Source organism: Roseomonas sp. KE2513 (genome assembly GCF_016107305.1).
Taxonomy (GTDB): Bacteria; Pseudomonadota; Alphaproteobacteria; order Acetobacterales; family Acetobacteraceae; genus Roseomonas.
In genome coordinates, this window is the sequence record NZ_RCVR01000017.1 from 23,578 (window position 1) to 36,824 (window position 13,247).

At 71.0% G+C, this 13,247-nt stretch carries 14 protein-coding genes and 1 tRNA gene; 13 read left to right on the forward strand and 2 right to left on the reverse strand.

The genetic code is table 11. The features are described from left to right. The gene (tyrS, locus tag D9599_RS17315) at positions 1-1,248 is read right to left on the reverse strand and encodes a tyrosine--tRNA ligase (RefSeq protein WP_198382535.1); all 1,248 of its coding nucleotides are present in this window, start codon (positions 1,246-1,248) and stop codon (positions 1-3) included. 55 nt (positions 1,249-1,303) lie between these two features. Between tyrS and D9599_RS17320 the strand changes: the two genes are divergently transcribed. Beyond that, on the forward strand, positions 1,304-2,410 hold the full coding sequence (locus D9599_RS17320; RefSeq protein WP_198382623.1) for an anhydro-N-acetylmuramic acid kinase: 1,107 nt from the start codon (positions 1,304-1,306) through the stop codon (positions 2,408-2,410). A gap of 65 nt (positions 2,411-2,475) precedes the next feature. Here the strand turns inward: D9599_RS17320 and D9599_RS17325 are convergent, their stop codons facing one another. Then, on the reverse strand, positions 2,476-3,144 hold the full coding sequence (locus tag D9599_RS17325; RefSeq protein ID WP_043833836.1) for an alpha/beta hydrolase: 669 nt from the start codon (positions 3,142-3,144) through the stop codon (positions 2,476-2,478). Between the two features lie 436 nt (positions 3,145-3,580). Between D9599_RS17325 and D9599_RS17330 the strand changes: the two genes are divergently transcribed. The 12 genes from D9599_RS17330 to cysE all read left to right on the forward strand — a co-directional run bounded on the left by D9599_RS17330 (position 3,581) and on the right by cysE (position 13,247). Then, positions 3,581-4,039 (forward strand): Rrf2 family transcriptional regulator, encoded by a 459-nt coding sequence (locus tag D9599_RS17330; RefSeq protein WP_198382536.1) that lies wholly within the window; start codon positions 3,581-3,583, stop codon positions 4,037-4,039. Continuing rightward, the gene (locus tag D9599_RS17335; RefSeq protein ID WP_198382537.1) at positions 4,036-5,145 is read left to right on the forward strand and encodes a cysteine desulfurase family protein; all 1,110 of its coding nucleotides are present in this window, start codon (positions 4,036-4,038) and stop codon (positions 5,143-5,145) included. The genes D9599_RS17330 and D9599_RS17335 overlap by 4 nt, the downstream gene beginning before the upstream one ends. A gap of 52 nt (positions 5,146-5,197) precedes the next feature. Beyond that, on the forward strand, positions 5,198-6,382 hold the full coding sequence (locus D9599_RS17340; protein WP_198382538.1) for a cysteine desulfurase family protein: 1,185 nt from the start codon (positions 5,198-5,200) through the stop codon (positions 6,380-6,382). Between the two features lie 35 nt (positions 6,383-6,417). Then, a complete protein-coding gene (locus D9599_RS17345) occupies positions 6,418-6,744 on the forward strand; it encodes a ferredoxin family 2Fe-2S iron-sulfur cluster binding protein (protein WP_198382539.1) in 327 nt (108 codons plus the stop codon). Beyond that, entirely contained in the window at positions 6,741-7,430 is a 690-nt protein-coding gene (tenA, locus tag D9599_RS17350; RefSeq protein WP_198382540.1) for a thiaminase II, read from the forward strand. The genes D9599_RS17345 and tenA overlap by 4 nt, the downstream gene beginning before the upstream one ends. A gap of 31 nt (positions 7,431-7,461) precedes the next feature. Next, a complete protein-coding gene (mnmA, locus tag D9599_RS17355) occupies positions 7,462-8,574 on the forward strand; it encodes a tRNA 2-thiouridine(34) synthase MnmA (protein ID WP_198382541.1) in 1,113 nt (370 codons plus the stop codon). 29 nt (positions 8,575-8,603) lie between these two features. Further along, positions 8,604-8,680 (forward strand) — tRNA-Met (locus D9599_RS17360). A gap of 123 nt (positions 8,681-8,803) precedes the next feature. Beyond that, positions 8,804-9,439, forward strand: coding sequence for a hypothetical protein (locus tag D9599_RS17365; RefSeq protein ID WP_198382542.1), 636 nt, complete (start codon positions 8,804-8,806; stop codon positions 9,437-9,439). Between the two features lie 91 nt (positions 9,440-9,530). Then, entirely contained in the window at positions 9,531-10,784 is a 1,254-nt protein-coding gene (locus D9599_RS17370; RefSeq protein ID WP_198382543.1) for a D-amino acid dehydrogenase, read from the forward strand. Between the two features lie 177 nt (positions 10,785-10,961). Further along, the gene (locus D9599_RS17375) at positions 10,962-11,600 is read left to right on the forward strand and encodes a peroxiredoxin (protein ID WP_198382544.1); all 639 of its coding nucleotides are present in this window, start codon (positions 10,962-10,964) and stop codon (positions 11,598-11,600) included. 19 nt (positions 11,601-11,619) lie between these two features. Then, a complete protein-coding gene (locus D9599_RS17380) occupies positions 11,620-12,615 on the forward strand; it encodes a cysteine synthase A (RefSeq protein ID WP_198382545.1) in 996 nt (331 codons plus the stop codon). Next, positions 12,612-13,247 (forward strand): serine O-acetyltransferase, encoded by a 636-nt coding sequence (gene cysE, locus D9599_RS17385; RefSeq protein WP_198382546.1) that lies wholly within the window; start codon positions 12,612-12,614, stop codon positions 13,245-13,247. The genes D9599_RS17380 and cysE overlap by 4 nt, the downstream gene beginning before the upstream one ends.

Below are 13,247 nucleotides of genomic sequence, written 5' to 3' on the forward strand. Positions count from 1 at the left end.
TCAGCCCGCGCGAACCAGCACGTGGCGCTTGCGGCCGGCGGAGAGCTTCGCCGCACCGTCGCGCAGATCGTCCGACGTGACCTCCCGCGCGATGTCGGACACCACCTCGTCGTTCAGCCGCAGGCCCGACTGGCCGACCAGCCGCCGCGCCTCGCCCTTGCTGGCCGCCAGCCCAGCCGCGACCGCGAGGTCGAGCAGCCCCGCCGGAAGCTGCGCCGTGATGGAGGGAAGCGTCTCCGCGGCCATCCCCTGCTCGAAAGTCGCCCGCGCCGTGCCGGCCGCTTCCTCGGCCGCCGCGCGCCCGTGCAGCAGCGCGGTCGCCTCGGTCGCCAGCACCTTCTTTGCCTCGTTCACCTCCGCGCCGTGGAGCGCCGCCAGCCGCGCGCACTCCTCCGCCGGCAACTCGGTGAAGAGGAGCAGGAAGCGCCCGACATCGGCGTCCTCGGTGTTCCGCCAGAACTGCCAGTAGTCGTACGGGGAGAGCTTGTCCGCGTTCAGCCAGACGGCGCCCGAGGCCGTCTTGCCCATCTTCGTGCCCGATGCGGTGGTCAGCAGCGGCGTCGTCAGCCCGAAGGCGCTGGCGCTCTCCATCCGGCGCACGAGGTCGGCGCCCATGATGATGTTGCCCCACTGGTCCGAGCCGCCCATCTGCAGCGCGATGCCGTGGCGGCGGTATAATTCCAGGAAGTCGTAGCCCTGGAGGAGCATGTAGTTGAACTCGAGGAAGCTGAAGGCCTGCTCTCGCTCCAGCCGCAGCCGCACGCTGTCCATCGAGAGCATGCGATTGACGCTGAAGTGCCGTCCGACCTCGCGCAGGAAGGGAATGTAGCGCAGCTCGTCCAGCCAGGCGGCGTTGTCGAGCATGATGGCATCGGTCGGGCCGCTGCCGAATTGCAGGAAGGGCTCGAAGGCGCGCCGAATGCCGGCCTTGTTGGTCTCGATCTGCTCGTCTGTCAGCAGCGGCCGCGCCTCGTCGCGGAAGGAGGGATCGCCCACCTTGCTCGTGCCGCCGCCCATCAGCACCACCGGCTTGTTGCCCGTGCGCTGGAGCAGCCGCAGCAGCATGATCTGCATGAGGCTGCCGACATGCAGGCTGTCCGCCGTGCAGTCGAAGCCGATATAGCCGGGCAGCACCCCCTCGGCCATGCGGGCGACCAGCCCGGCCTCGTCCGTCACCTGGTGGATATAGCCGCGCTCGCGCGCGAGCCGGAGGAACTCGTTGGTGGCCTGGGTCGGGGTATCGGACATCGCGGCGTCAATCGGACCTTGCAAAGCGCCCCGCGCCTAGCACACTGCCCGAATGCTGCGAACCATCGGGTTGATGAGCGGAACCTCGCTGGACGGGGTGGACGCCGCCTATGTCGAGACGGACGGCGAGAGGATCGGCCGCTTCGGCCGCAGCCTGACCATCCCTTACCCGCCCGCCCTGCGCCGGGACCTCCGCGCCCTGCTCGACGCGGCCCCGGCCCTGCATGCCGAGGGGCGGCTGGCCGGCCATCCCGCGCTGCTGGATTGCGCGGAGCGGCTGACCGAACGGCACGCCGAGGCCGTCATCGCCCTCGGCACGGGCGCCGACCTGATCGGCTTCCACGGACAGACCATCCTCCACCGCCCGGCCGCCCATCCCGGGCAGCGCGGCCATACCTGGCAGATCGGCGACCCTGGCCTGCTCGCACGGCGGACGGGAATCGAGGTGGTTCACGACTTCCGCTCGGCCGATGTGGCGGCTGGCGGGCAGGGGGCGCCGCTCGTGCCCGTCTTCCACCGGGTGCTGGCGGAGGCGCTGCCCAAGCCCGTGGCCATCCTCAACCTCGGGGGCGTAGCCAACGTCACCTGGATCGGGCGGGACGGAGGGCTGATCGCCTTCGACACCGGCCCGGCCAATGGCCCGCTGGACGACTGGGTTCGCCGCTCCATCGGCCAGGACTACGACCGGGACGGCCTTCTGGCCGGGGCGGGCGAGCCGGACGAGGCCGTGCTGGGCCGGCTGATAGCCCACCCCTACCTCGCTGCGCCGCCGCCCAAGTCGCTCGACAGGCTGGATTTCGATGGGGCGCTCCGAGCGTCGGGGGCAGGGGACCTCTCCCCGGCCGATGGAGCAGCAACCCTCGCGGCCTTTTGCGCGGTCTGCGTCGGCGCCGCGGCCCGCCATTTTCCGGAACCGCCGCTGCAATGGCTCGTCGCTGGAGGTGGCCGGCGGAACCCGGCCCTCATGCGCACCCTCTCCGGTGTGCTGGATGCGCCGGTCCGGCCCGTGGAGATCGCCGGCTGGGACGGTGACGCGCTGGAGGCCCAGGCCTTCGGCGTCCTGGCCGCCCGCGTTGCCCGGGACCTGCCGCTGACCTTCCCGGGAACGACCGGCGTGCCCCATCCGATGACCGGCGGCCGGCGGGTTCCTGCCCTCGCCTGAAACGCGAAGGGGGCGGCGCACTGAGATGCGCCGCCCCCTCGATCATGGTCCGAAAACGTAGGTGCTCAGTCGGCCGCCATCGACATCCGTGCCCGGTTGAGCACGGTCATCACGTGGTCCTGGGTCGCGTCGGCCACCCGCACCGTCTGCTCGGGCGTGAAGACGTGGGTCGCGCCCTCCATCACCCGGTAGTCGATCTTGATGCCCTTCTGGGTGTTCAGCTTGTCCACCAGCTTCCGCACCGAGGGCTCCGGCACCAGCTCGTCCGCCTCTCCGTGCAGGATGAGGCCGGAGCAGGGGCAGGGGGCCAGGAAGCCGAAATCGTAGTGGCTGGCGGGCGCCGCAATGGACACGAAGCCGCCCATCTCCGGCCGGCGCATCAGCACCTGCATGCCGACATAGGCGCCGAAGGAGTAGCCGGCCACCCACAGCATGGAGGCCGCCGGGTTCACTGCCTGGAGGAAGTCGAGCGCCGCCGTCCCGTCCGAGATCTCGCCGATGCCGCCGTCGTAGCGGCCCTGGCTCTTGCCGACACCGCGGAAATTAAAGCGCAGGGTTGAGAAACCCATGCCGCAGAAGCGCTCATAGAGGGCATGTACGACGCGATTGTTCATCGTCCCACCATGCAGCGGGTGGGGGTGCAGGATGAGGGCGGTGGGCGCATTGGGCTGCTTGGCGTGGTGGTAGCGACCCTCGAGCCGGCCGTCAGGACCAGCGAACATGACCTCGGGCATCATCACCTTCCGCCCCTCGCGGGGCGTTCATCTGGGGTGGGCCGGCCTCTTACGAGGAACCGCCCCACCAGTTTCTTCATCACCGGCACCCCAGCCCGCCCCGCGGCGGCTCCCGGCCAGAAAGGGTTCAGCCCGCGCCCCAGAAGGGGCAGCCGGACGAACCCGGTCCTTCGGATGGAATCGACCTCGAAACGTTCCGTTCGACTGGGCCGACCCCATCCGGAGGGGTGGCCAGGGGCGACGGGGGCGCTTCCGAACCTGATTCCGGGGGTGCCATGTGTTCCGCGCGGCCTTCCGGTACGCGGCACAGGCGCAATATAGGCATCGCCCGACGGGATTCATAACCAAAACATGGCATGGCCTCATGAATCAGTGCGCATGGCTGCCGCCCGCACCGGTCCTGCCCCCGCCACAACGGCGGGGCTGCGGGGCTGAGATGCGGCTTTCCACCCGTGGTCGCTATGCCGTGATGGCACTGACCGAGATGGCGCGGCGCGGCCCGGGTGGGGCCAAGGAGGCGCCGATGACGCTTGCGGAGATCGCGCAGGCGCAGATGCTCTCGGTCGCCTATCTTGAGCAGCTCTTCGGACGACTCCGGCGAGCGGGGCTGGTCCGCTCGGCCCGTGGCCCCGGTGGCGGCTACCGGCTGGGCCGGCCGGCCGTTGCCATCACCATCGCCGAGATCGTCGAGGCGGTGGACGACACCATCGCCAGCGGGCCTGAGGGGGCGGACATGCCGGACATGCCGTCCGACCAGCGCGACCTCTGGCGCGAGCTGGGGGAGCAGGTCCGCCTCTTCCTCTCCGCCATCTCGTTGCAGGACGTGGTGGACGGCCGGACCATGGGCCGCGCCGTGCCGGTGCCCGGCGGGGCGGCGCTCTCCGGGGAGGAATGATGCCCCTCTACCTCGACGCCAACGCGACGGAGCCGCTGCGCCCCGAGGCGCGGGAGGCGGCCCTGGCGGCGATGGAACTGGTGGGCAATCCCTCCTCCGTCCATGCGGAGGGCCGCGCCGCACGGCGGGTGCTGGAGGAGGCGCGCGCCCGCGTCGCCGCCCGCTTCGGGGGCGCGGCGCGGGACGTGGTCTTCACCTCCGGCGGCACGGAGGCGAACGCGCTCGCCATCGCCTCGCTCCGCCGGGGCCGGCGCGTCCTGGCGGGCGCGACCGAGCACCCGGCCGTGCTCCGCGCCTCGGATGGCGCCGGGGTTCTCCCCGTGCTGCCCAACGGCACACTCGACCTCGCCGCGCTCGACCGGGCGCTAGGGGAGGGCGGCCCGGCGCTCGTCTGCCTCATGGTGGCGAACAACGAGACAGGGGTGATCCACCCGGTCGTGGAGGCCGCTGCCCTCTGCCGCCGCCACGGTGCCTTGCTGCACCTCGACGCCGTTCAGGCAGCGGGCCGGATCCCGCTGGCCTTCTCCGGGAGCGGGGCGGAGAGCATGGCCGTTTCCGGCCATAAGCTCGGCGGGCCCAAGGGCGCGGGGGCGCTGCTGCTCCGCCCGGGGCTCGACCTCCAGCCGCTCATCGCCGGCGGCGGGCAGGAACGAGGGCGGCGTGGTGGCACGGAGGCACTGCCCGCCATCGCCGGCCTGGGCGCCGCGGCCATGGCGGCCGAGCCGGCGACCGCCCTTCGGCTGGCCGCGCTGCGCGATGGGATCGAGGCGGCGCTTGGCCTGCCGGTCGCGGGGGAGGGGGCGGCGCGCCTGCCCAACACGACCTGCCTCGTCCTCCCCGGCATTACGGCGGAGACCGCCGTCATTGCCCTCGACCTCGAAGGCGTCCGAGTCTCCGCCGGCGCCGCTTGCTCCTCGGGCAAGGTCTCGCGCAGCCCGGTGCTCACGGCCATGGGGCTGGGGGAGGGGGCGGGGCAGGCCATCCGCGTCTCCCTTCCATGGAATGCGCCCGACGACGCCCCGGCGCGCTTCGCCGCCGCCTGCAGAGCCGTGCTGGAGCGGCTTCGGGGGAGAGTGCCGAACGGCGCGCTCCGGGCGGTGGGCTGATCCGCGCCCGCCGGGCCTCGTCCCCGCCCGCCCAATCGCCCATCTTGGTGCCATGAGGGAAGCCGCGAACCGCCCCGCCTATCTCGACAACCACGCGACCACGCCGGCTGATCCGCGCGTGATCGCCGCGATGCGCCCCTGGTGGGAGACGAATTTCGCCAATCCGGCGAGCATCGAGCACGCGCTCGGCCGCGAGGCCGAGGCGGCGGTCGAGGAGGCCCGCGCCCAAATCGCGGCCCTCATCGGGGCGGAGGCGCGGGAGGTCGTCCTCACCTCCGGCGCGACGGAGTCGAACAACCTTGCCATCAAGGGCGCGGCCCGCTTCGCCGCCTCCCAGGGGGCGGAGCGCCGCCGGATCGTCACGGTAGCGACCGAGCACAAATGCGTTCTCGAGAGCGTCAGCGACCTCGCGGCGGAGGGCTTCGAGCCCTTGGTGCTGCCGGTGCGCCCCGACGGGCTGCTGGATCCGGAGGCCCTACGGGAGGCCCTCTCGGTCCCTACGCTGCTTGTCAGCGTCATGGCCGTGAACAATGAGACGGGTGTCGTTCAGGACATCGCCGCCCTTGCGGAAATCGCCCATGCGGCGGGCGCGCTCTTCCACACGGATGCCGCCCAGGCGGCCGGGCGCATCCCGCTCGATGTGGGCGGCAGGGGGATCGACCTCCTCTCCCTCTCCGCCCACAAGATCTACGGACCCAAGGGAATCGGCGCCCTCTATGTCCGTCGGCGGCCGCGGGTGCGCCTCGCGCCGCTCCTCTCCGGTGGCGGGCAGGAGCGGGGGCTGCGTTCCGGCACCCTCCCGGCGCCCCTCGCCGTCGGTTTCGGGGAGGCGGCGCGCATCGCGCGGCTGGAGATGGCGCTCGACGAGGGTCGCATCGCCGGCCAGCGGGACCGCTTCCTTGCGGCGATGGAGGCGGGCATCCCGGGCCTGCGCGTGAACGGCTCGCGCACGAGCCGCGTGGCCGGGAACCTCAATCTTACCCTGCCCGGCGGGGTGGATGCCCAGGCGGTGATGGCGGCGGCACCGGGCGTCTGCGTCTCCACCGGCAGTGCCTGCTCCTCGGCGAGCATCGAGCCTTCCTACGTCCTGCGCGCCCTCGGCCTGCCGGAGTCGGAGGCACGCGCGACCTTGCGGATCGGCATTGGCCGCTTTACCTCGCCCGCCGAGGTGGACCGGGCGGCAGCCGAGCTGTCGCGGGCCTGGAACGGGGTGCGGCAGCGCGCGGCGGCGGAATGAGCGCCCCGGGCCGCCGCACCGGTTAGGAGAGAGCGATGCCCAAGATGACCTTCGTCGAGCGTGACGGAACGCGCCGCGAGGTGGAGGCCCCGCTCGGGCTCTCGGTGCTCGAGATCGCGCACAAGCACAACGTGGACATCGAGGGCGCCTGCGAGGGCAGCCTCGCCTGCTCCACCTGCCACGTCATCGTGGACGCGGACTGGTTCAACAAGCTGGAGAGCCCGACCGAGGATGAGGAGGACATGCTCGACCTCGCCTTCGACCTGCAGGAGACGAGCCGGCTGGGCTGCCAGCTCATCATGACGCAGAAGCTGGACGGGCTGGTGGTGAAGCTGCCCGCCGGCAGCCGCAACGCGGGATGACGCCTCCCGCGCCCTACGGCCGCGAGGGCGGGCTGTTCCGCGCCCTGCGCTCGGGTGCCGCGCGGGAATGGGATGCCTATTGCTGGCACCCCTTCGTGCAGGGCCTGGCCGAGGGCACGCTGCCGCTGGCCGCCTTCCGGCGCTACCTCGTGCAGGACTATCTCTTCCTTGTGCAGTTCGCCCGCGCCCAGGCCCTGGCGATCGTGAAGGGCGAGAGCCTGGAGGCGATGCGGGCCAAGGGCGCGGTCGTGCAGGCCATCCTCGACGAAACGAAGCTGCACCTCGTCTACTGCCGCGAATGGGGCATCGACGAGGCGGCGGTGCTGGCCGAGCCGGAGGCGCCGGAGACGGTCGGCTACACCCGCTGGGTGATGGACCAGGGCTTCCGGGGCGATATCCTCGACCTTGAGGTCGCGTTGGCCCCCTGCACGGTGGGCTATGGCGAGGTGGCCCAGCGCATTGAGGCGCACCCCGGCCGCCGCCGCGAGGGGAACCCTTACGAGAACTGGATCGTCCAGTACGCCAGTCCCGACTACCAGGCGGTGGCGCGCGGCGCGGCCGAGCGGCTGGACGCGCTGGGCGAGACGCATGGCGGGGCAGCGCGGATCGCTTCGCTGACGCGGGTCTTTGCCGAGGCATCGCGCCTGGAGGCTGATTTCTGGCAGATGGGGCTGAACGCGGCATGAGGATCCTCGTCGTCCTTGGGGAGGCGAAGCTGTGAGAATCCTCGTCGCCATGTCCGGCGGCGTGGACAGCAGCGTCGTCGCCGGTCTGCTGGCGGAGGCGCAGCACGAGGTCATTGGCGCCACGCTCCAGCTCTACGACCACGGCGCGGCGGTCCAGAAGAAGGGCGCCTGTTGCGCGGGCCAGGACATCCACGATGCGCGCGACGTGGCCGATCGCCTGGGCATTCCCCACTATGTGCTGGACCGCGAGAGCCGCTTCCGGGCCGCGGTGATCGAAGATTTCGCGGGCAGCTACGCGCGCGGCGAGACGCCTATCCCCTGCGTCCGCTGCAACCAGACAGTAAAGTTCCAGGACCTGGTGGCCCTCGCGCGCGACCTCGGCTGCGAGGCGCTGGCGACCGGCCATTACGCCCGCCGCATCGACGGGGCAGCGGGTCCGGAGCTGCACCGCGCGGCCGATCCCGCGCGCGACCAGTCCTACTTCCTCTTCGCCACCACGCGCGAACAACTCGCCTTCGCCCGCTTCCCCCTCGGCGACATGCCGGACAAGGCGGCGGTGCGGCGGGAGGCGGTGCGGCTCGGCCTCGCCGTCGCGGAGAAGCCGGACAGCCAGGACATCTGCTTCGTCCCCGAGGGCCGCTACCACGACCTCGTCACCAAGCTGCGTCCGGAGGCGGCGGAGAGCGGGGAGATCGTGGACGAGGCAGGGCGCGTGCTCGGCCGCCACGCGGGACTCGCCCGCTACACCGTGGGTCAGGCGCGCGGCCTCGGTCTGCCCGGCGCCGCCGGCCTCCGGGTCGCCGCCCTCGATGCCGCCCGCGGCCGTGTGGTCGTCGCGCCCGCCGCCGCCATTCCCGTGCCCGAGGTGCCCGTCGGCGAGGTGAATTGGTTCATCGACCCGCCCGCCACACCCTTTGCGGCCACGGCCAAGTTCCGTGCACGGGAGGTGCCGCAGCCCGTCACGGCTGCATGGAACGCCGAGGGTGGCACCCTCGTCGTGCGGCCCGAGCAACCCGTCATCTCCGCACCCGGCCAGGGCTGCGTCCTCTATGACGGGGATCGCGTGCTCGGCGGCGGCTTCATCCGCGCATCCCGGCGCGCAACGGCACCGGATCCGGTTGACAGTTCGGCGCCGGCGGCATAGTTCCGCGACCCCGGCAGGTGGCACGCTCTGGCGGGGTAGCTCAGCTGGTTAGAGCACGGCACTCATAATGCCGGGGTCACCGGTTCAAGTCCGGTTCCCGCTACCATTCGGCTTCGCCACCTGCCGGCTTCCTACACCGCGCATCCGTGAAGGGTGAAAGAACGGTGTAAGCTTGGCCATGTAGACCCCTCCCAAAGCCGCGATCTGATGCGGCGAGGAGGCCTGCCTCATGGCTCCCGCGGATGTATCGACCCTCGAGCCCCGCATCTCGCCCAGCGCGGCCGGTCTTCCGCGGCTCTCGGTGCTTCTCTGCGTCGGCAACGAGGCCGGCCGGATCGAGTCCCTCCTCTCCGCGCTGCCTTTCGCCGACGAGGTAATCCTCGTTGCCGACCGCTCCACCGACGGCACGGTCCGGACCGCGAGCCGCCTGGGCGCGGTGGTCGTGGAGGGTGCCTGGGCGACGGAGGGGGATCGCAAGCGCGCCGGCCTCGACGCCGCGCTCGGCGAATGGGTGCTGGAGCTGGAGCCGGAAGAGAGGCCTGACGCCCGCCTCCTGGCAGCCATCCGGGAAATCGTCGACGTAACCGTGGGCGCCGACTACCACCGGGTGCGAGTCGAACCGGGAAGTGGTGGTGCGGTGCGGCTCTACCGCCGCGGGGCGAAGTCCTGGTCACCCGATGGCTCGCGCGTCCTCCTGCACGGCGTCGAAGGGCCGCCGCTGGCGGGCGTGCTTCGCCGCCTGGGCAGTGCGGCCGATGGGCCACCCGGAACGCATGGGGAGCGTGTTGCCCCCCGCCCCTGGCGCGGCCTCGCCGAGGTTGCCCTACGCCTCTGGAAGGCGCGGCGCCGCTCCTCGGCGGCGTGAACGCGCGGCGGGCGCCGCTGGGTCGCCCGCGGTTGCCTTCCCCGGCAAATGCCCCAAGCTCCCTCCCGGGCATCCCGCCCCGGAGGTTGACATGAAGGTCCTCGTCCTCGGCAGCGGCGTGATCGGCGTCACCAGCGCCTGGTACCTGGCGCAGGCGGGGCACGAGGTGGTGGTGATCGACCGCCAGGAGGGCGCGGGCCGCGAGACAAGCTTCGCCAATGCCGGCCAGCTCTCTTACGGCTATTCCTCGCCCTGGGCCGGGCCGGGCGTGCCGATGAAGGCGGTGAAGTGGCTGCTGATGCACCACCGCCCCTTCGTCTTCTGGCCGCGCCCTGATTGGGAAATGCTCACTTGGCTCGCCCGCATGGCCGCGAACTGTACAGAGCGCGCCTACCATCGGAACAAGGGGCGGATGGTGCGGGTGGCCGAGTACAGCCGCCTTGCCCTGGCGGAGCTGCGAGCCTCCACGGGCATCGAGTTCGACCACCGCGCGCGCGGCACTGTGCAGCTCTTTCGCACCCAGGCGCAGCTCGACCATGTCGGCGGCGACACGGCTGTGCTGGACGAGTACGGCGTGCCCTGGGAGCTGCTGGACCCCGCAGGCTGCATCGCGGCCGAGCCGGCGCTCGCGCGGGTGCGGGACCGCTTCGTCGGCGGGTTGCGCCTGCCGCAGGATGAAACGGGGGACGCCTTTCTCTTTACCCAGCGGCTAGCGGAGCTGGCGCGGGAGGCGGGCGTCAACTTCCACCTCGGTGTGAGCATCGCGGGCATCCGGCCAGAGGGCGGCCGCGTGATGGCGGTGGAGACAGACCACGGCGATTTCAGCGCCGACGCCTACGTGGCCGCGCTCGGCAGCCACACCCCGGCCGTGCTGCGGCCTCTGGGGCTCCGCCTGCCGGTCTACCCGATCAAGGGCTACTCTCTGACCCTCCCGGTAACGGAGGAGGCGGCCGCGCCCGTCTCCACTGTGATGGATGAGACCTACAAGATCGCCATCACGCGCCTTGGCACCCGAATCCGGGTGGGCGGCACGGCGGAGATCGCGGGCTTCAGCAAGAGCCTCCGCGTGCCCCGGCGGGAAACGCTGGAGCACTCCGTGCGCGACCTTTTCCCCGAGGGAGGCGACATCGCCGCCGCTCAGTTCTGGACCGGCCTGCGCCCCATGACGCCCGATGGCACGCCGATCATCGGAAAGACGCCCCTGGCGAACCTCTATACGAACACCGGGCACGGCACGCTCGGCTGGACCATGGCCTGCGGCTCGGGGCGGGTGTTGGCAGATATCGTTTCGGGCCGCGCGCCGGAGATCGACGTCTCGGACCTGGGCATCGCCCGCTACAGCTAGGGAGAGGGACGTTCCCCGGCATTGGCTTCGCAGCACCGGAGCCCCGCCCTTGGAACGGACGTGCTGACTGCCGACATGGCTTGGTGTGGCTGCAGCTGCACGGCTTGCGCGGGTGGAATAGCCCGAAGCTGCGTGTTAGCGTCGTGGAATTCGGCCGGACGAAGAGGAGGATGTCACATGACACTTCAACTTGGGCAAATCGCCCCCGACTTCGAGGCAGACACCACCGAGGGCCGCATCCGCTTCCATGAGTGGCTCGGCAATTCCTGGGGAGTGATCTTCAGCCATCCTAAGAACTACACGCCCGTTTGCACGACCGAGCTCGGCTATGCCGCTAAGCTGAAGCCTGAATTTGACCGCCGCGGCGTCAAGATTATCGGCCTCTCCGTCGATACCGTGGAACAGCACCACGGCTGGAGCACCGACATCGAGGAGACGCAGGGCGCCGCGGTCAACTTCCCAATGATCGCGGATCCCGACAAGAAGGTCGCGAACCTCTACGGGATGATCCACCCGGAGGCCGACGCGTCGGTGACAGTGCGGACCGTCTTCGTCATCGACCCGAACAAGAAGATCCGCCTCATGCTGATCTATCCGCCAAGCGCCGGCCGCAACTTCGACGAGGTGCTGCGCGTGGTGGACAGCCTGCAGCTCACGGACAAGCACAAGGTCGCCACGCCCGTGAACTGGAAGCCCGGCGACCGCACCATCGTCGCCGCCAGCCTCTCGGACGAGGAGGCGAAGAAGCATTTCCCGCAGGGCTTCAAGACGGAGAAGCCTTATCTGCGTTGGGTCGATCACCTGGAGTGGACCTGAGAGCGGGACAGGGTCCGGCATGACCGGCGTCGCACCCGACTTTTGGGGGGCAGTGGGCAACACGCCCCTCATCCGCCTGCGCCGCGCTTCCGAGGAGACGGGGTGCGAGATCTTCGGCAAGGCGGAGTTCATGAACCCCGGCGGCAGCGTGAAGGACCGCGCTGCCCTGGGCATCCTGCAGGAGGCCGTTGACCGCGGCCTCCTCACTCCCTTCCAGCCCGGCACGATCGTGGAGGGAACGGCGGGGAACACCGGCATCGGCGTGGCGCTGGCCGCCAACGCGCGCGGCTGGAAGTCAGTCATCGTCGTGCCGGAGACGCAGAGCCGGGAGAAGATCGACTTTCTGCGCATGATCGGCGCCGACGTGCGGCTGGTGCCGCCGAAGCCGCTGAGCGACCCCGGCCACTACGTGAACACCTCCCGCCGCCTCGCGGAGGAGATGGGCGCGGTCTGGGCAAACCAGTTCGACAACAAGGCGAATGCCGCAGCCCACGAGGCGACGACCGGGCCCGAGATCTGGGAGCAGACAAGCGGCAGAATCGACGCCTTCACCTGCGCCTGCGGGACGGGCGGCACGCTGGCCGGCACGTCCCGGGCGCTGAAGGCGCGCAAGCCCGATGTGCGGATCGTGCTCGCGGACCCGCATGGTTCCGGCCTGTTCTCCTGGGTGAAGACCGGCACCGTCTCGGCTGAGGGGAACTCGGTCACCGAGGGCATCGGCCAGGGCAGCAAGGTTCCCGGCAACCTCGAGGGCGCGCTCATCGACGACGCGCTCCGCATCTCCGATCCCGAGGCGCTGGAGCAGTGCTTCCGCCTTCTCTCGGAGGAAGGGCTGAGCGTCGGCGGCTCGGCGGGGCTGAACGTCGCGGCGGCGATCGCGCTGGCCCGACAGATGGGCCCGGGGCACACCATCGCGACCATCCTCTGCGACAGCGGCGCGCGCTACCAGTCGAAGCTGTTCAACCCAGAATTCCTCCGGGAACGCGGGCTGCCTGTCCCGCCCTGGCTGGCATGATTCGGGAAGCAGCTGAGATCGCGCGCAGCATTCGCCTGCGCGACCCGGCGCGGCCGACCGTGGCGGAGTCCTTCCTCTGCTACGCCGGGCTGCACGCCGTAATCTGGCACCGACTGGCGCATCGCCTCTGGCGCGCGGGGTTCCGGGCGCCCGCGCGCTGCGTCTCGCATCTTGGGCGGTTCCTCACGGGCATCGAAATCCATCCGGGCGCGCGGATCGGCCGGCGGCTTTTCATCGACCACGGGATGGGCGTGGTGATCGGCGAGACCGCGGAGATCGGCGACGACGTGCTCATCTACCATGGCGTCACGCTCGGTGGTCTGACCACCCGGCCCGGCAAGCGCCACCCGACCCTGCTGGACAACGTGGTGATCGGCGCCGGTGCCCAGGTGCTGGGCCCCATCACCATCGGCCGTGGTGCGCGCGTGGGCGCCAATGCTGTCTGCGTGGATCCGGTGCCGGACGGCGTCACGGTCGTTGGTATCCCCGCCCGTCGGCCCGGCCAGCCCTGCAAGGATCCCACGGCGGGCTACGGCATCGCGCCGGGCCAGGTGGACCCTGTGATGGAGGAGATCGCGGCGCTGCGCTCCGAGGTCGCGGCCTTGAGGGAGCGAGCGTCCCTCAAGGCCTGA

Excerpts from the sequence above, each read along its gene's own strand:
- D9599_RS17325 (WP_043833836.1), bottom strand. The coding sequence starts at position 3,144 with ATGCCCGAGGTCATGTTCGCTGGTCCTGACGGCCGGCTCGAGGGTCGC.
- D9599_RS17345 (WP_198382539.1), top strand. The coding sequence starts at position 6,418 with ATGCCCAAGATGACCTTCGTCGAGCGTGACGGAACGCGCCGCGAGGTG.
- D9599_RS17380 (WP_198382545.1), top strand. The coding sequence starts at position 11,620 with ATGACCGGCGTCGCACCCGACTTTTGGGGGGCAGTGGGCAACACGCCC.
- D9599_RS17335 (WP_198382537.1), top strand. The coding sequence starts at position 4,036 with ATGATGCCCCTCTACCTCGACGCCAACGCGACGGAGCCGCTGCGCCCC.
- D9599_RS17365 (WP_198382542.1), top strand. The coding sequence starts at position 8,804 with ATGGCTCCCGCGGATGTATCGACCCTCGAGCCCCGCATCTCGCCCAGC.
- D9599_RS17370 (WP_198382543.1), top strand. The coding sequence starts at position 9,531 with ATGAAGGTCCTCGTCCTCGGCAGCGGCGTGATCGGCGTCACCAGCGCC.
- cysE (WP_198382546.1), top strand. The coding sequence starts at position 12,612 with ATGATTCGGGAAGCAGCTGAGATCGCGCGCAGCATTCGCCTGCGCGAC.
- tyrS (WP_198382535.1), bottom strand. The coding sequence starts at position 1,248 with ATGTCCGATACCCCGACCCAGGCCACCAACGAGTTCCTCCGGCTCGCG.
- D9599_RS17340 (WP_198382538.1), top strand. The coding sequence starts at position 5,198 with ATGAGGGAAGCCGCGAACCGCCCCGCCTATCTCGACAACCACGCGACC.
- D9599_RS17330 (WP_198382536.1), top strand. The coding sequence starts at position 3,581 with ATGCGGCTTTCCACCCGTGGTCGCTATGCCGTGATGGCACTGACCGAG.
- D9599_RS17375 (WP_198382544.1), top strand. The coding sequence starts at position 10,962 with ATGACACTTCAACTTGGGCAAATCGCCCCCGACTTCGAGGCAGACACC.
- tenA (WP_198382540.1), top strand. The coding sequence starts at position 6,741 with ATGACGCCTCCCGCGCCCTACGGCCGCGAGGGCGGGCTGTTCCGCGCC.